16 protein-coding genes are annotated in these 17,850 nt (G+C 47.4%); 14 read left to right on the plus strand and 2 right to left on the minus strand.

Annotated elements, in window-relative coordinates; translation table 11 throughout:
* Window positions 1–23 precede the first annotated feature (23 nt).
* The 6 genes from MHI01_RS28940 to MHI01_RS28965 all read left to right on the plus strand — a co-directional run bounded on the left by MHI01_RS28940 (window position 24) and on the right by MHI01_RS28965 (window position 5,221).
* Window positions 24–1,742 carry a helicase-associated domain-containing protein gene (locus MHI01_RS28940; RefSeq protein WP_340984673.1) on the plus strand — a complete coding sequence of 573 codons (1,719 nt, stop codon included), beginning with the start codon at window positions 24–26 and terminating at the stop codon, window positions 1,740–1,742.
* A gap of 152 nt (window positions 1,743–1,894) precedes the next feature.
* A complete protein-coding gene (locus tag MHI01_RS28945; protein WP_036614642.1) occupies window positions 1,895–2,332 on the plus strand; it encodes a YlbF family regulator in 438 nt (145 codons plus the stop codon).
* Window positions 2,333–2,362: 30 nt separating this feature from the next.
* A complete protein-coding gene (locus MHI01_RS28950) occupies window positions 2,363–2,626 on the plus strand; it encodes a YlbG family protein (protein ID WP_026080981.1) in 264 nt (87 codons plus the stop codon).
* 165 nt (window positions 2,627–2,791) lie between these two features.
* Window positions 2,792–3,229: a hypothetical protein gene (locus MHI01_RS28955; RefSeq protein WP_340984674.1), complete on the plus strand. Its 438-nt coding sequence runs from the start codon at window positions 2,792–2,794 to the stop codon at window positions 3,227–3,229.
* Window positions 3,230–3,361: 132 nt separating this feature from the next.
* Entirely contained in the window at window positions 3,362–4,285 is a 924-nt protein-coding gene (locus tag MHI01_RS28960) for a selenium metabolism-associated LysR family transcriptional regulator (protein WP_340984675.1), read from the plus strand.
* A 66-nt stretch (window positions 4,286–4,351) separates the two neighbouring features.
* Complete coding sequence (locus tag MHI01_RS28965) at window positions 4,352–5,221, plus strand: PHP domain-containing protein (protein ID WP_036614639.1); 870 nt, start codon at window positions 4,352–4,354, stop codon at window positions 5,219–5,221.
* 143 nt (window positions 5,222–5,364) lie between these two features.
* Here the strand turns inward: MHI01_RS28965 and MHI01_RS28970 are convergent, their stop codons facing one another.
* Together MHI01_RS28970 and MHI01_RS28975 are read right to left on the minus strand one after the other, a co-directional pair.
* Window positions 5,365–5,811, minus strand: coding sequence for a GNAT family N-acetyltransferase (locus tag MHI01_RS28970; protein WP_101313589.1), 447 nt, complete (start codon window positions 5,809–5,811; stop codon window positions 5,365–5,367).
* A gap of 207 nt (window positions 5,812–6,018) precedes the next feature.
* The gene (locus tag MHI01_RS28975) at window positions 6,019–7,791 is read right to left on the minus strand and encodes an Rqc2 family fibronectin-binding protein (protein WP_340984676.1); all 1,773 of its coding nucleotides are present in this window, start codon (window positions 7,789–7,791) and stop codon (window positions 6,019–6,021) included.
* A gap of 356 nt (window positions 7,792–8,147) precedes the next feature.
* Between MHI01_RS28975 and MHI01_RS28980 the strand changes: the two genes are divergently transcribed.
* The 8 genes from MHI01_RS28980 (at window position 8,148) to coaBC (ending at window position 17,849) form a co-directional block, all read left to right on the plus strand.
* Window positions 8,148–11,006: a calcium-translocating P-type ATPase, SERCA-type gene (locus tag MHI01_RS28980; protein WP_340984677.1), complete on the plus strand. Its 2,859-nt coding sequence runs from the start codon at window positions 8,148–8,150 to the stop codon at window positions 11,004–11,006.
* A gap of 182 nt (window positions 11,007–11,188) precedes the next feature.
* Window positions 11,189–12,022: a diaminopimelate epimerase gene (dapF, locus tag MHI01_RS28985; protein ID WP_036614947.1), complete on the plus strand. Its 834-nt coding sequence runs from the start codon at window positions 11,189–11,191 to the stop codon at window positions 12,020–12,022.
* A 214-nt stretch (window positions 12,023–12,236) separates the two neighbouring features.
* Complete coding sequence (locus tag MHI01_RS28990) at window positions 12,237–14,126, plus strand: bifunctional homocysteine S-methyltransferase/methylenetetrahydrofolate reductase (protein ID WP_047843687.1); 1,890 nt, start codon at window positions 12,237–12,239, stop codon at window positions 14,124–14,126.
* 19 nt (window positions 14,127–14,145) lie between these two features.
* Window positions 14,146–15,045 (plus strand): YicC/YloC family endoribonuclease, encoded by a 900-nt coding sequence (locus MHI01_RS28995; protein ID WP_076211386.1) that lies wholly within the window; start codon window positions 14,146–14,148, stop codon window positions 15,043–15,045.
* A gap of 51 nt (window positions 15,046–15,096) precedes the next feature.
* A complete protein-coding gene (remA, locus tag MHI01_RS29000; protein WP_006209218.1) occupies window positions 15,097–15,357 on the plus strand; it encodes an extracellular matrix/biofilm regulator RemA in 261 nt (86 codons plus the stop codon).
* A 13-nt stretch (window positions 15,358–15,370) separates the two neighbouring features.
* Window positions 15,371–15,943, plus strand: a complete 573-nt coding sequence (gene gmk, locus MHI01_RS29005; RefSeq protein ID WP_017687445.1) for a guanylate kinase — start codon at window positions 15,371–15,373, stop codon at window positions 15,941–15,943.
* Window positions 15,944–16,100: 157 nt separating this feature from the next.
* Window positions 16,101–16,313, plus strand: coding sequence for a DNA-directed RNA polymerase subunit omega (gene rpoZ, locus MHI01_RS29010; RefSeq protein WP_036614619.1), 213 nt, complete (start codon window positions 16,101–16,103; stop codon window positions 16,311–16,313).
* Window positions 16,314–16,613: 300 nt separating this feature from the next.
* Entirely contained in the window at window positions 16,614–17,849 is a 1,236-nt protein-coding gene (gene coaBC / locus MHI01_RS29015; protein ID WP_145151258.1) for a bifunctional phosphopantothenoylcysteine decarboxylase/phosphopantothenate--cysteine ligase CoaBC, read from the plus strand.
* Window position 17,850 lies beyond the last annotated feature (1 nt).

The following is a 17,850-nucleotide window of genomic DNA, read 5'->3' on the forward strand; positions in this document are numbered from 1 at the left end:
GCGAAAAGAGGAGGGATTGGGATATGTCTTCATTTGAAGCAATAGATGAGCCTGTGGTACTGAACCTTGATTCATGGTCAAAGCTTGCTTTGGTTGAACAAAAAGTGCTTGGTGCAATTTTTCACAAACATGCCGGTCAGCCTTTTTCCTCCCTCCTGCCGCGAGAACAGTGGGCCATCGAAGGACTAAGTGTCGCAGAAGCCAATTCTTCATTCGCCAGCCTTAGGCAGCAAAAATGGATTGAATCTGTATATAAGAGTTGGGGGGAGCGATTATTCTATATTCCTGCTTCGCTGATGGAGACATTGACGATTGCTTACGCACAAAAAGTGGGCATAACCGTTAAACAGATGGCACAGCATGCTCATGTATTACAGGAAGGAAAGCCGGATACTGCTGCGGAACTTCTTCATCTGATCGCGTGGATTGAAAGAGAAGGACTTCCTTTGACAGGGAAGGGCACTATACATAAGAAAAGTGTTCAAAAATTAAGTGCGATCACGGTATTATCTTCGACAGACTTTGAAGGTCTGGGCATCCGATATGATCATTCGGATTTGTATCCGACCCACGTAGCTATCCTTCTCGATCTACTGCTCAGTCTGAATCTTGCTCAGAAGTCAGATGGCCAAATTCAGATTGTAGATCATCGATTACAAAAATGGTTGAAGCTCTCGTGGAGACAGATGCATCGGGAAATATATCAAGCATGTATGGAAAGATATGGTGAAGCTGAACCCGCGTTGCAGCATTTCCGTTATCAATTGGCAGTGTTTGCTCCAGAAAAAAACATATGGTGCCATATAGAGAATTCGGAATTGAAACTACGGGTCAGGGGCTGGCTCTGCGCACTGGCTGGCTGGGGTTATGGTGAAGTAGGAGAAGAACAGTCGGGAGGGCTGGCATTCCGTTGGCTGATTGAACCGCATAGCCTGTTATATCGAGAACAAGAGATGGTAAGTGAGGCGGAGCCGTGTGGATTTTACATGCAGCCTGATTTCGAAATGTTGGTGCCGCCCGAAGTAGGCCCTGATGTAATCTGGATACTGGAGCAATGCGCAGAACGGGTGACACGTGATCGAATGTCCATCTACCGTATGACAAAAGAACGATTCATTTCAGCCATAGCCAGAGGGTATGCATTACATGAAGTGATAGAGTTTCTGGAGAAATATGCGCTGACAGGCATACCAGAGAATGTACGTATTGCGTTAGCAGATTGGGGCAAGGAGACGGATGCTGCACCATTGACTGTGGATAGAAGTATGGAGGTAATGGAGAAAAGTACAGGCTCCGCAGATGATCCGAAGTTATTAGAAAAAGATATGTTGAGCGGTGTATATTCTTCTTTCTACACACCCGATAATCAAGGTCTGGTTGATGTCCCTGCATCTCTGCATGGGTTGGAGCGTGATCATTCTGTCATTGAGAAGAAGTACTCTCTGTTGGGATTTGAGGAGATACCGGAAACTTGGTACAAGGAGTGGCGTCGATATCATAGTTCAACCGCCCGACAGATTGCTGCCAAAGCCATTGAGTGGCAGACCAAGCTGGGGATACAACAGGAAAATCGTACGCAATACCTCATTCCACATCAGGTAGAGGGTCATGAACAATGGACTTTAAGCGGTTGGTGCATGTTGGATTCAAGTGAAAATACATCAGAGACGGAATGGCGTACATTCTCCCCGTCAGAGTGGAATACAATGCGTCTTATCCTGCCAGATGATGTCATAACCTGACTATTTCACGTGAATATCAGGTTGAAAGGCGAATTTTCGAGTTCCCCCTATTTCTAATTGCAGGAAAAACTCTTCTTAACTATTCATGGATATGCTATGATGAGGTAGTCTACGTTAAGTAGAACTTTATATATAGATAGGATGAATATTTCATGAGCGTAGCGGAAATGAACACGGTCGATATGGCCCAAGTGTTAACGGGCGCATATGAACTGGGCGACATGATTAACCAATCTGCCGAAGTATCGGATTATTTATATTGGAAGCAGCAAGTCGAGACTACCCCTGAGATTCAGATGGGGATTCGGAAGCTGAATGCCAAGAAGGAATTGTTTGAAGAAACACAGCGTTTCGGTCATTTTCACCCGGATTATCATGCAGCAAAAGACCAGGTGAAGGCTCTGGAACAGGAGTTGGAAAATTTCGAGGCGGTAATCCGCTTCAAACAGGCAGAGAAGTCCCTGGATGATATGTTATTCCAGATGTCAGAGACCATTGCATTTGCAGTGTCAACGACCATTAAGGTACCGAGCAATGATCCGAATCCGAAGGGCGGCTGCGGTAGTGGCGGCAAGTGTGGTTGCAGTTAAGTAATCATTATAGAAGGGCGGGGAACGATGATGTTTGCGGAAAGGACAGGATTCATTATTTGGGTCAGTGATTTGAAAGCTGCCCGTAATCTCGAAAAATATGGCACCGTGCATTATATCTCCCGCCGTATGCATTATGTAGTCATGTATGTTAATGCAGAACGGGCAGATGATACGATGAAAAATGTGAAGCGACTTTCCTATGTGCGCAAGATCGAACGCTCGTATCGTAATGAGATCAAAACCGAGTATGCCAGCAAAACGATGGACAAAACGAGCTTTTACGGAATATAGAAGAGAAACTGGAGGGACCCTTTGGGGTCGCTCTTTTCTTGAATTATACACAAATTGGCTATTGTGAAAAAAAGTTAAACTTACGCCTTGAGGTTGCGGGACTAATGTTGTAATATATTTGGTAATAAATAGATAGAAAGTCCTATCTGGTGGAGAGTGATTCCCATGCGTGATAAGGTGATGCAACGTTGGAGCACCTACGAGCCGTTTTTCGTGGCTCTTGGAGACAAGAAAGTGGCCGACATCGTCATTACCAATCATGCCAAGATGCGGTATGCAGACCGTATTGAGCCTGCACGTAGTGATGATGACCATATTGCGGCGTGGTTATGGGAGTGTCTGAAGCAGGACCGTATAACACCATACTACCGTAATGAACAGGACGTCTACCTGATTGATGAGGATCTGGTGGTGGTCGCCGAATTTTCCGAACTTGAAGGAGAATATGATATTGCGGGCAACCCGCTGCACAAAATGATTGTAGTTACGTTTCTGGGACGTATGTCGGAGACCATTGAATTAAGGGACCTGAAGTCATATTATTCATGGTTAAGACATTCAAGAAGAATGACGCTGGTCAAAAATAGCCGCAAGCATAAGTAAGCCTGAGTAGATTCAATATGTTGAAATCATAGATTCAAGTATTATCGCATGCAGACAAGCTGCATGCTTTTTTTGTTGCCAAGCGGGAAATCGGCTACAATGTAGAGAGTGTAATCGAAGAGGGGCGAAGATATGAATTTTCACCAATTGCATATTTTTTATACGGTAGCAGAGAAGGGGAGTTTCTCGGCGGCTGCACAAGCATTACATATGACTCAACCGGCAGTAACGATGCAGATTCAATCATTGGAGGACTATTTTGGCACCAAGTTATTGCATCGTTCCACCAAAAAAATAGAATTATCCGAGGCTGGCCGAACTTTATTACCTCATGCGAAACGGAGTGTAGAGTTGGTCAGACAGACGGACGAAGCGATGTCGGCGTTTACTCAGATGTTACAGGGCAGACTCCAGCTGGGAGCCAGCTTAACGATCGGGGAATATGTGCTTCCACGCATGCTCGGACCATTTGCACTTCAATATCCGGATATTTCAATTGTCATGAAAGTGATGAATACAACGCAAATTATGGATGATATATTGAAGCACCAGCTTAATTTTGGTCTGATTGAAGCGCCAGTGCACCACCCGGACATGATTGTGGAGCCTGTCATGCAGGACGAGCTGAAACTGATTGTACCTGCCGGACATGATTTGGCTAAGCGTAGCAAAGTGAATATTGAGGATGTAATGAATTATCCTTTTGTGCTGCGTGAGAAGGGCTCGGGTACTCGTCAGGTGATGGAAGACCAATTGCAAAAGAAAAAGATTGATCCACAAGATATGAATGTAGTGATGGAACTTGGCAGTACAGGAGCGGTAAAATCGGCCGTGGAGGCAGGGGTAGGTATTACGATGTTATCTCCTTCTTCGGTGCAGCATGAACTGGCTCTGGGACTCGTTCATATTGTGGATATCCGCGGACTCGAATTCAAAAGGCAGTTCTATGCCATCCATCTAAAATCGTCCTTGTTGCCCCTGTCAGCAGTCGCTTTCCTGAATTATCTGCGTCAGCAGGAGCAGTCTAAGTCGGTACATAAAACGGGGAAGGCATAATCGTTGGCAACATCAATGGTAGATAAGATTAAATCATAATCAATTTACACAAAGGAGCTGTTGATCATGGATCAGCGCCAAGGACGCTGTGATCTTCATACGCATAGTCAGGCTTCCGATGGAATGCAGCCACCTGCTGATAATGTGAAGCTTGCCAAACAAAAAGGGCTATCTGCGGTTGCCCTGACGGACCATGATACAGTAGCTGGTGTAGCGGAAGCACAGCAAGCGGGAAAAGAGTACGATATTGATGTTGTTGCCGGAGTGGAGATCAGCACCCGGGCTGGCGGCAAAGATATTCATGTACTGGGCTATTACGTTAATACGGAGGATGAGATATTCCTGCAACGGTTGGCCGGATTACGAGAAGCGCGAGATGAGCGGAATCATCTGATTATCGCCAAGCTGCAAGAACTCGGGCTTGATATAAGCTGGCAGGAGGTACTGGATGAGCTGGGACGACCGTTAGAGCCGGATGAGAGTATTGGCAGACCTCATATGGCCGATGTGCTGGTGAAAAAAGGCTACGCTGTTGACATGCGGGATGCATTTGATCAGTATCTTGCTGAAGGCAAGCCAGGCTTTGTATCTGTACCCCGCGTTGCACCAGAGGATGCGTGTGAGTGGATCAGAGCCGCAGGTGGAGCCGCTGTGATTGCCCATCCGGGTCTCTATAACGATGATGAATTGGTGCGACGTATCATCGAAGACTCTCGTCCAGATGGCATTGAGGTGTTTCATTCGGACCATGGCCCAGAAGAGGAACGCAGGTATGGTAAGCTGGCCAAGGAATACGACCTCATTGAAACAGGTGGATCTGATTATCATGGTAAACGGCAAGGTGTTGTTTTCCACGGGGATCTTGGTAGCAAGACCGTAACGGTTGATGTGTTGGAAAGGCTGAAGGCAGCTGCTTCACAGCAAAGGGGAGAGTAAGCGAGACGTTGCAACGCTCTATCTGACTATAATAAATTCTGTATTACTGGATACATTTTAAGATCGAAGGAGTAAGAGACATGCAAGCATGATAGGGCTGAACGTTCATGTTTGCATGTCCCTTTTTTTGTTCTGAAAATAGTCTATGTAATGGAATAGTTTACCCAAGCGCCACGTGTAGCCCCGAGACGTTCGAATAATTGCTGTGCCCGCTCATTGGTCACTGCTGTGATCCAAGACATATATGCACATCCATGGTCACGCGTATATTGCTGACAGTGTGCAAATAATTTGGCTTCTGCTTCGCCTTCTCTGAATGTTTCCGTAACGAATAGGTCATTCATGATGGCGACACGCTCTGCTTTCATCGTGCTGTATGTAAAGAACAGGGTAGAAAATCCGATAAGCTTCCCGTCCTCTTCTGCCACGAATTGAGCACCGATCTGCTGATTAAGCAGGTTGTTTATCAAAAGCTGGATAGATTGATCACCAGGCCAGGGGTTGTTGTAGAATCCCACCACATAGTCATGCATTAATGCCATTAGGGGTTTCAGATCATCAGGTTGAGTTTCTCTGATATGTATGGTCATGATACACTTCCTTTAACTATAAATTTTATTCATCACAATCGAATTATTATACATATAAATGAATTAATATTCAATGAGAAAGCTAAATAAGCTGAGCTTCACATATCATTCAAACAAGTAATGCAACCACAAAAATCCCCTGAACCGTTAATGGTCAGGGGATTTTTCTATTGTTACTGTTACATCGCACCTTATGAGCTAAGCATACTATCCATTTTTAATCGTGGATGGCAGACTTTTGATCAATTCATCATTTGGCGTGACAAACAACGTCTTCTGATGATCATAGATCACAAAACCAGGCTTCGCACCACTTGGTTTGCGCACATGACGGATAAACGTGTAATCCACAGGCACACTGCTGGACTCCTTGGCCTGGCTGAAATAGGCAGCAAGCTGTGCTGCTTCTTCCAATGTAGCTTCACCAAATTCCGTACTGCGAATAACGACATGTGAACCTGGAATGTCTTTGGTATGCAGCCAGGTGTCGTTGGAAGAAGCGAGACGGTTGGTCACGTACTCATTCTGCAGGTTGTTTTTGCCCACAAGAATATCAATTCCCTCCGAGGAGGTGAACTGGTGTACGGTTGGACGGTCACTTTTCTTCTTCTTTTTACCCTTTTTATTACGGTCACGAAGGTATCCTTGCTGTACAAGCTCGTCCCGTATTTCCTCAATATCGTTCATCGATGCAATGGAGAGCTGCTGTAACAGGTTATCGAGGTAGTCAATCTCGTCTTTGGTTTTGCCAAGCTGCTCATGAATGACAGCCAGACTGTTCTTGTATTTGTTATACCGCTTGAAATAACGTTGTGCGTTGTCAGATGGTGTAAGCAGTGGATCAAGCTGAATGGTAATGTTGGCTTGGTCTTCATCGTAGAAGTTCACAAGCTCCACGCTCTTGTCCCCTTTGTGAACCAGATGCAGGGAGGCAAACAGCAACTCACCCCATAGTCTGAACTTGTCCGCATCATCCGCTTCCAGTAGATCCTTGTTCAGGTTGTCCAGCTTTTTGATGTTTTTGCTTCGCTCATTCTGCAGAAAACGGAGCAGATCACTTACTCTCTGTTTAACCGTGTCTCGTTCAGCCTTATCTCCGTAATAATCTTCCATGCACTTGCTCATCGTGTCATAGGTTTTCTCCAAATCCTGAATGCTCTGAAGATGAACGGCTGAGAAAATCATTTTGCCTTTGGCGTTCATTCCGGTTACAGGTGTGTAGATATGATCTCTGACAGGCACCATCACGGCTTCAAAAGCGTTCCAGAGTGCACCAGCCTCAACTCGGCTTTCACCCTCAACCACAGCTGGAGTGCTCACGGTGCCTTCAGCAGCAATTCCACGAGCAGCAATCTCTCCCGCAATTAACGGGCTAAGACCGCTAAAGGAGTTCACAAGCCAGCGTGATGCATCTTCTTCAGCGGCATGATAGCTGTCCTCGAAAGCTGTACGACTCACTTCGAGCGGATTACTTTTATGTTGCTCGGGTGGGGCAGTATACGCGAATCCAGGCATGATTACCCGGTAGCTACTGATGGAAGGAGTCACATGATGAATGCCATCCAGAATCGTTCCAGTTACAGGATCAAGCAAAATAATATTACTGTGACGCCCCATCAATTCAATGATGATCCGTTTAACCGAAACATCCCCCAGTTCGTCGCGCTGGCGCACATTGATGTGGATAATACGCTCCATACCAATCTGATGGATCTCCTCAATGATTGCACCTTCACAGTGCTTGCGGAGCAACATACAGAACATGGGTGCTTCTGTAGGGTTAAGGAATGTCTTTTCCGTATAATGCACACGGGGATAGGTTGGGCTTGCCGAAACAAGCAATTTACTATTTCCGCGCTGAGCACGCAGGGTGAGAACTACGTCATGGCCATTCGGTTGATGGATTTTGCTGATACGTCCACCAATGCAGCCTTGCAGTTCATGAACAATGGCCCGTGTTACAATGCCGTCCAATGCCATTTTTTCCACTTCCTCTCTCTATCGAGCATCTGCATTTATCATGCCAAATGCTTCATCTATATAACTGAAACGTGCAACCAGGTATGTAAAAAAACAAGGACTGGCTACAGATTCTTCGTTGCTTGCCTGTTGAACGCTGGAATTGGTACTGCGCAGAACATCGCAGACTTTTATTTTAGCCTATTCTGTCCATCAGGGAAAGGATTCACCTTCCGGGTGCTAATCACAGACCTGTCCGAATACATATAGAGCAGGTAGTTTGTCCGGCATAGTGTACAGCCTGTCGACCAGCGCGCCGGTGAGTCATGTGAGCTTATTTTGCAGATGAAATACAGACTGGGAGGGAAACTTGAAGCATGGAACATACCAAGTGGCATCAACTTAGTGATGAAGAGCTTCGTAACACTCTTGGCGTCAGCCCGCAGGAAGGATTGACGGATGAAGCTGTAGCAGAGAAGAGGAAAGTGGTCGGTTCGAATGAGCTGAGCGAGGGGAAACGCATTTCTCCAATTACATTGCTCTTGAATCAGTTCAAGGATTTTATGGTGCTGGTGTTGATGGGAGCAACGTTGGTATCCGGATTACTGGGTGAGTATCTGGATGCGGTAACGATTGTGGCTATTATCGTACTGAATGCAATTCTGGGGTTTGTACAGGAATTCCGGGCTGAACGATCTCTTCGTGCATTGAAACAGTTGTCTGCACCTCTTGCCAAAGTGCTTCGTTCAGGCCAGGAAGTACACCTTGCCGCCAAACAACTTGTCCCCGGAGATATTGTCATGGTGGAGAGTGGGGACCGTATACCCGCGGATGTGCGCTGGCTGCAAACGAACAGTCTGGATGTCGAGGAGTCGGCACTTACCGGGGAATCGGTTCCTGTAAGCAAACACTGCCTTCCGATTGCGGACGAGGACGTTCCGCTGGGTGATCAGAAGAATATTGGTTTTATGGGTACCATGGTCACTCGTGGTACAGCCAAAGGTGTGGTTATCCGTACGGGGATGGAGACGGAGATGGGCAAAATCGCCGATCTGATCCAAAATACGGAGGAGCAAGAAACACCGTTACAGCACAGGCTGGAGCAATTGGGCAAAATTCTGATTTTTGTCGCATTGGGATTAACCATTATGGTTGTCGTCGCAGGTATATTGCACGGACAACCAGCCGTTGGCATGTTTCTGGCAGGGGTCAGCCTCGCGGTGGCTGCCATACCGGAGGGTCTGCCGGCTATTGTAACCATTGCACTCGCACTAGGCGTGCAGCGTATGATCAAACGTAAAGCCATTGTACGCAAACTGCCTTCTGTCGAAACTCTGGGCTGTGCATCTGTAATCTGTTCGGATAAGACTGGCACGCTCACTCAGAACAAGATGACGGTAACGGATGTGTGGTTGGAGGGACGTAACATCAAGGTTACCGGGGATGGTTATGCACCTGAAGGGCAGATGCTGGAGAACGGTCGTACGGTGGAACTGAAGAGTGACCAGTCGCTACGCAGAATGCTTCAGATCAGCGCGCTTTGCAACAATGCGAGTATTGTGGAAAGTGCTGCAAGCGAGGTGGGGAGCAAGAAAAAAGGCAAGGATACCAAAAAGGAAAGCAAGAAAAACACGAAAAAAGGTGAACTCCAAGAAGAAACCGTTCAACGAGATAATGTATTTTGGGAACTGAAAGGCGATCCGACGGAAGGGGCACTCGTCACACTGGCCTCCAAAATGGGGCTTACTCCTGCCGGACTCAAAGAGTTGTATGCCCGCCAGCAGGAATTCCCGTTTGATTCGGAGCGTAAACGCATGTCGGTCCTGGTTCATCATCAGGGTGGCCGAATGATCTATACCAAAGGTGCCCCGGATGTGTTGATCGGACACTGTAGTTATATTTTGTGGGAAGGCAAGGTTGTACCTTTCACTGGAACACTGCGGCAGAAAGTGATGGCAGCTAACGAGAGCATGGCCGGAGCGGCACTACGTGTCCTTGGAATGGCCTATCGTGAAGTGCGGCCGGAAGAAAAAGTGGCTGACGAACATGCCGCCGAAAGTCAGCTTGTCTTCGTAGGACTTGCAGGTATGATTGATCCACCGCGTCGTGAAGTGCGTGATGCGATTGCCACATGCCGCAAGGCGGGGATACGAACTGTCATGATTACAGGTGATCATGGAACAACGGCAGAAGCTATTGCTCATCAACTCGGGATTCTTCCACGTGGAGGGGCTTCGTTAAGTGGTCAGCAACTGGCAGGCATGACAGACGAGCAACTGGATAAACAGGTAGAGGGCATCTACGTGTTCTCAAGGGTAAGTCCTGAACATAAGCTTCGCATCGTAAAATCGTTGCAGCGCAAAGGGCATGTCGTCGCGATGACGGGTGATGGAGTCAATGATGCTCCGGCGATTAAAGCGGCTGACATCGGGATCGCGATGGGCATTACAGGCACAGATGTGACGAAGGAAGCTTCTGCGCTCATTCTGAGTGATGACAACTTCTCAACCATTGTGGCTGCCATTGAAGAAGGCCGTAATATTTATGAGAACATTCGCAAGTTTATCCGTTATTTGCTGGCATCAAACGTGGGCGAAATATTGACGATGTTCTTTGCGATGATGATGGGCTTGCCGCTGCCACTCGTACCTATTCAGATTCTGTGGGTTAACCTCGTAACAGATGGCTTGCCTGCAATGGCGCTGGGGGTAGATCAGCCGGAAAAAGATTTGATGGAACACAAACCCCGTGGAGCCAAGGAAAACATTTTTGCCCGCAGACTGGGGTGGAAAATCGTCAGCCGGGGTGTATTGATTGGGTTATGCACACTCGGAGCGTTCTGGCTTACCCTTCAGGCTGCGCCGGATAATCCGGGTCAACTGATCAAGGCACAGTCTGTTGCTTTTGCTACACTCGTTTTGGCGCAACTCATTCATGTTTTTGATTGCCGTAGTTCGCGGTCCATCTTCCACCGGAATCCTTTACAGAACAAATATCTGGTTCTTGCGGTGATTTCATCGGTTGTACTGATGCTGGTTGTCATGTACGTTGAACCGTTACAGCCGATCTTCAAAACCGTACCTCTGGGATTGCGTGAATGGGCGCTCTGTATCGTTGCTGCAGGCATTCCAACGTTTCTTATGGGCGCAGGCAGCGTCTGGGGTGGTCGTCGTAATCGTCGCCGTATGGGTGGTACTGGCCGCTTCGTACCGAAAAGTACAAAGTTTTCGGCATAAAATCAATACCTTTTCCTTACCTATTTCGGTATGCTATCCTCAAAATGATTCAAAGCGGAAGCTTTGGCATTTTGCAGGATAGCTTTTTTGTGTAAATGCTGAATATGAATTTCTATGGTAATCCTGTAGAAGAGCAAGAATATAGCTTTGGCAGTAGACTGCCAAAAGGAGTGGGCAAGATTATGGAATTTACGAAAATGCATGGACTTGGTAACGATTTTATCGTTGTATTTGGTGAAAAGGAGCTTCCGGCAGATGCGGCAGAGTTGGCTGTGAAATGGTGCAACCGTTTCTTTGGCATCGGTGCGGACGGCCTGGTTTATATACTGCCTTCGGAGAAGGCGGACTTTCAGATGCGTATCATGAATTCGGACGGTTCGGAAGCAGAACAGTGCGGTAATGCCATTCGCTGTGTATCCAAATACGTATACGATCATGGTCACGTGAACCAGGAGCAGATCACCATTGAAACGATTGGTGCAGGGGTACAACCTGTGAGTCTCAACATTCGTGATGGTAAAGTGGAAACGGTACGTGTCGACATGGGTGAGCCGATCCTGAACGGTCTTCAAGTGCCTACAACGGTGGATGCCAACCCAGTGGTTGATCACTACATTGAAGCAAATGGACATGCGTTCAAATTCACTGCCGTATCCATGGGTAACCCGCATGCGGTTATCTATGTAGATGACGCTGTGAATTTTGACCTCACGACTTGGGGACCACTTCTTGAAGTGCATCCGATGTTTCCAAAAAAAATCAATGTGGAATTCGCCACAGTTCGTGACCGTGGATATGTGGACATGCGTGTATGGGAACGCGGAGCGGGTCCAACACTCGCTTGCGGAACCGGAGCTTGTGCGACACTGGTATCCTCTGTCCTGAATGGACATACAGATCGTACAGCAGTCATCAGCCTCAAGGGTGGGGATCTCCACATTGAGTGGAATGAAGCTGACAATCATGTGTACATGACTGGACCTGCTGAAGTTGTTTTTAAAGGAATCACTTCATAAAAAGTGAAAGGTTTAACCAAAGGGGCCTGCGGGCCTCTTTTTTTGTCAAAAAGGATAGGTCGTGTCTCCTGTACAGAGACATATTGGGGGCTGTATGGCAAGAAAGTCCATATGAGCTGGATACTCATCAAAAACCTGTGTTTTTCTTCGTTTTTTAGCGTTTTTTGTGTTACATTAGTATGTAAATGATCACAGCTAGGCGGGGGGAAATGGGATGAAGGCGGATTTGCGCAAAGTTATGCAGGAACGGGTTCTCGTTGGAGATGGGGCCATGGGAACATTTCTGTACCAAATGGGGTTCCCGGTGGGGATTTCATATGAAGAATTAAACTTGATTTCACCTGAAGTAGTGGCGGATGTACATCGCCGTTATCGGGATGCAGGTACAGAAATATTTGAAACAAATACGTATTCTGCCAATTACGACAAGTTGTCCAAGTTCGGTCTGGAGTCCAAGGTGGAGGACGTGAACCGTGCCGGCGTACGCATCGCCAAAGAGGTAGCTGGAGATACCGGTTATGTGCTTGGTGCAGTTGGTTCCATTCGAGGTGGCAAGCGGACGAACGTGTCAACGAGTGAACTGAAACGCTTTTATCAACAACAGATCTCTGCACTGCTAGATGAAGGCGTGGATGGCATTTTGCTTGAGACCTTCTATGATATCGAGGAAATGGATATTGCCCTTTTGCAAGCGCGCAAGCTAAGTGATCTGCCCGTAATTGGACAGTTCGCGGTAGAGGATGTAGGACACACACTGGACGGATATACAATGCCTGAAGCCTTCCGGATTATGCGGGAGCAGGGCGCGGATGTCATTGGTTTTAACTGTCGCTCAGGTCCAAACGGGATTATGCGTGCCATGGAAACCGTCTCGGGACGAATTGGTATTCCAATGTCCGTCTACCCGAATGCGGGTGCAGCAGATTATGTAGATGGTGAGTTCCGTTATGGTGCGACTCCGGAGTACTTTGGTCAGACGGCAGTGCAATTTGCTGAACTGGGCGCTCGTATTATCGGTGGTTGCTGTGGTACGACACCTGATCATATCACCGCTATGAAAGAGGCGCTTGCTGACTATGTGCCTTCGCCTATTCTGGAGCCTGATCCGTCAGAATCCAAACCGCGTATTGTGTTGCATGAAAATGTGGATGAGCGTTCCGGACGTGGCGGACAGCCTACGATCGTTGATCTGGTCAAGCATCGTCACACCGTTATCGTTGAACTTGACCCGCCACGTGACTTGGACATTGCCAAGTTCATGAAAGGTGCCGAGACACTGAAAGCAGCCGGAGCCGATGCCCTGACACTGGCCGATAATTCACTCGCGGTTACACGCATGAGCAACATGGCGCTGGGTCACCTCGTTCAGGATCGCACGGGCCTTCGTCCACTGGTGCATATTGCCTGCCGTGACCGGAATCTGATTGGAACGCAGTCCCACATGATGGGGTTTGATGCTTTGAGTATTAATCATGTACTGGCTGTAACAGGAGATCCTGCAAGATTTGGCGATCTGCCTGGTTCGAGCTCGGTATACGATCTGACTTCTTTTGAAATCATACGCATGATCAAACAGTTGAACGATGGAGTAGCTTTCTCAGGTAAACCACTGAAGCAAAAAGCTGGTTTTGTAATCGGAGCAGCATTTAATCCCAATGTGAAATATTTGGAGAAAGCTGTACAACGTCTGGAGAAGAAAATTACCTCTGGCGCTGATTACATCATGACACAACCGATCTATGATCCTGAGTTGATTGTAGCAATGCACGAAGCGACCAAACATTTGGATGTGCCCATTTTTGTAGGTGTAATGCCGCTAGCGAGTGGACGGAATGCAGAGTATCTGCACAACGAGGTTCCCGGAATCCAGCTTTCGGATGAAGTGCGTTCCCGTATGGCAGGTCTGGAAGGCGAAGAAGGCCGTGCGATGGGAGTGAAAATTGCCAAAGAACTGCTGGACGTAGCAACAGCGCATTTCAAAGGCATCTATCTCATGACACCGTTTATGTTCTACGGCATGACGGCCGAACTGACTCAATACGTATGGGAGAAGTCGGAGCATCAATGTCCTACTTGTTTCAACCCTAATAATCAATTACAATAGTAAAACGGATGTGATGCCGATGTCATTCAGTATGACCGGATACGGTCAATCCGCCTTTCATTTTGGCGGCTATAAGGTACAATTAGAGATCAAATCTGTTAATCATCGTTATTGCGAAGTGATGATGCGTCTGCCAAGAGAGTGGACGTATTATGAAGACGGTTTGAGGAAGATCGTACAGAGTCGTTTGAAACGTGGGCGGATTGATGTTTATGTAATGAAAGAAAAAGAGGAAGACCAGGCTCTTCCCGCTGTTCTGAATGAACAGACGGTCAGGGCCTATCTGCAGGCTGCAGAGCAACTGGAGACCCAATATGGAATGCAGGGCAAACCAAGTATTGTGGATATGCTTGGTCTGCCGGACGTCATGGTTCATTCGGATGGGACAAGTTCCATTCCCGAAGAGCAGAAGGACGAATGGGAGCGAGTTCTGCAGGAAGGATTGAAAGAGGCTCTGTCCAGCCTTGAACAGATGCGCGCTCGCGAGGGTCTTCATCTGGCCAGTGATCTGGAACGGCGGATTACCCGTCTGGAGTCACTGCATACCGAAATGCTTGATCTTGCACCGACTGTGGTAAGTGATTATCGCAACAAGCTAAGACAAAGGCTTACGGAAATGCAGGAAGAAGGCTCTTTCCCTTTTGATGAGCATAAATTGGGTATGGAAATTGCAATGTTTGCCGATCGTTCTAACATAGAAGAGGAGCTTACGCGTCTACAGAGTCACTTTGGACAGAGCAGGGAACTGCTGAAGAGTGATGAGCCCGTAGGTCGTAAGTTGGACTTTCTAATTCAAGAGATGAATCGGGAAGTCAATACGATTGGATCAAAAGCCAACCATTTGGCTCTGGTGAATCGTGTTGTCGAGATGAAGGCGGAGCTGGAGAAGATTCGTGAGCAAGCGGCGAATATCGAATGAACGGCCACATTTCGGCAAAAGAGTCGCATGTATAGGGGGAAGAACCTGATTATGGCAATCAAACTCATTAACATTGGATTCGGTAACATCGTATCGGCGAACCGGATTATATCCATCGTGAGTCCGGAATCGGCGCCGATCAAGAGAATTATACAAGAGGCAAGAGATCGTCACATGCTGATTGATGCAACGTACGGAAGACGTACTCGTGCCGTAATTATTACGGATAGCGATCATGTCATTTTGTCTGCAGTTCAGCCTGAGACGGTCGCCCATCGTCTTTCTTCGAAAGATGATGATAACGACGAATAAAATGGAGTGTAATATGTCTAAGGGATTACTGGTAGTGTTGTCCGGCCCATCTGGGGTCGGGAAGGGTACTGTATGTAGCGCTTTGCGCAAACGGGTGCCGGAATTGATCTATTCCGTATCGGCAACAACCCGTCAGCCTCGTCTTGGTGAAGAACATGGTGTGAACTATTTCTTCAGAAGTCATGAAGAGTTCCAGAACATGATTGCTGAAGATCAATTGTTGGAACATGCGGAGTATGTTGGTAATTATTACGGAACACCGCGTGATTTTGTAGAGAAAACGATTAACGAAGGCCGCGACATCATTCTGGAGATTGAGGTTCAAGGCGCGTTAAAAGTGAAAGAGAAATTCCCGGAAGGGATCTTTGTTTTCCTGCTTCCTCCTTCATTGGACGAGCTGAAAGATCGCATTCAGGGCCGTGGTACCGAAAGCCAAGCGACCATTGATCACCGGATGTCCGTGGCGGTTGATGAGATCAGTCTGCTGGAGCAGTATGATTACGCTGTTGTTAATGATGAAATTGATTTGGCGTGCAAGAGAATAGAAAGCATCATAATCGCCGAACATTGTAAGATCAATAAATAATCCCTTTTGCCGCTGCAGAATGCGATATAAGTGGGGCAGTTGTCATATCATATACTGAAGCACTCCTTCTCGGAATGCCCGGGTGTGAAGACATGCCACATCAGTTCTGTCAGGCGGCAACTTGTGATTATACTAATGCGAAGAGGTGTTTGTTAATATGCTGTATCCTTCTATTGATGAAATGATGAACAAAGTCGACAGCAAGTATTCCCTTGTTGTTGCTGCTTCCCGCCGGGCTAGACAGCTACGTGAAGGTGAAAAAACGGATTTAAGAGGTGCGAGATCCCATAAACAAGTTGGCGTTGCACTGGAAGAAATCTATGGAGACCTGCTCGTTGTCATCAAAGGACAGGACGAAGAAGAAGAGTAAGCCGCCTGCGGCTGCTCTTCAACTGCATACGGCGTAAGCCGGATTAATTGACAACCGCGAGGTTGTTATTTTTTTACGAATAAGCATATTTTAACGGAATCTTACTTAGGACGTGTCTCAAAACTCGCTGAAGTGCATCTTTTACCGCCTTTTCGCCCCCTGCTGCGTCACTTTCCCTTGACGTGCCCCGGCACGCCTGCGGAAAACTTCCTTGCTTGGAACGAAAATTCGGGAAAATCTGCTTCCTTCGGAGTTTTCAGACGCGCCCTAGACGTCGTATAAATATCGGGGGAAATAAACATGTTGAACGGTAAAAAAATCGTGCTTGGTGTGACTGGCGGCATAGCCGCTTACAAAGCGGCAACATTATGCAGCAGACTTGTGCAAAAGGGAGCGGATGTTCATGTGATTATGACAGCTTCCGCTACACAGTTTATTACCGAATTGACGCTGCAAACGTTGACCCGAAATACCGTATACACCGATACATTTGATGAGCGTGAGCCAGCAGTCGTATCTCATATTCATCTGGCCGATCTGGCTGATCTTGTTCTGGTTGCTCCGGCAACAGCCAATGTGATTGCCAAGATGGCGCATGGCATGGCAGATGATATGCTCTCAACAACTCTTCTTGCGACGACAGCCCCTGTCATGATTGCACCAGCGATGAATGTACATATGTATGATCATCCAGCTGTAAAGCATAATATGAACCTGCTTGTTGAACGGGGCGCCATGATGATTGAACCGGGTGAAGGTCTGCTTGCGTGTGGATATGTGGGCAAGGGACGTCTGGAAGAACCGGAGAGCATTGTGGATGTGGTGGAACGTTTCTTCGAACAGCGCGAGTCTGCAGACCGTGCCCGGCAAGGACAAGCTTCACTGTTACAAGGTAAGAAGGTTGTCGTTACGGCTGGAGGTACGATTGAGCGTATTGACCCAGTACGATACATTACGAACGATTCATCTGGAAAAATGGGATTTGCCATAGCCGCAGCTGCGCGTGATCTGGGGGCAGATGTGAAATTGGTTATGGGCAGTACCCAAGCCAAGCCACCGGAGAACGTTGAGTTGATCCCTGTACAGTCTGCACAGGATATGTATGAAGCGGTAACACGCGAGTGGGACGATGCTGATATCGTGGTTAAGGCGGCGGCAGTTGCCGATTATCGTCCAAAGGAAGTTTATACCGAGAAGATCAAGAAGAAAGGCGACACGCTGTCGCTCGAACTTATTAAAAATATAGATATTCTTGAAACACTGGGCAAACAGAAAACCCATCAGTTTTTGATTGGTTTTGCTGCGGAGACTCAGTCAGTTGAGATGTATGCACGTGAGAAATTGGAACGGAAAAACTGTGATCTGATCGTAGCCAATGATGTAACCCGCACGGGTGCAGGATTTGGAACAGACACCAACGCGGTACATATCTATGACCGGGAAGGTTTGGTGGAGGAGCTTCCAGTGATAGCCAAGGACGATGTGGCTCATCGGTTGCTCCGGATTGCGGCGGAGCGCATTGCCGGGAGGAATTAGG

This window comes from Paenibacillus sp. FSL M7-0656, from assembly GCF_038003225.1.
Lineage (GTDB): Bacteria > Bacillota > Bacilli > Paenibacillales > Paenibacillaceae > Paenibacillus > Paenibacillus amylolyticus.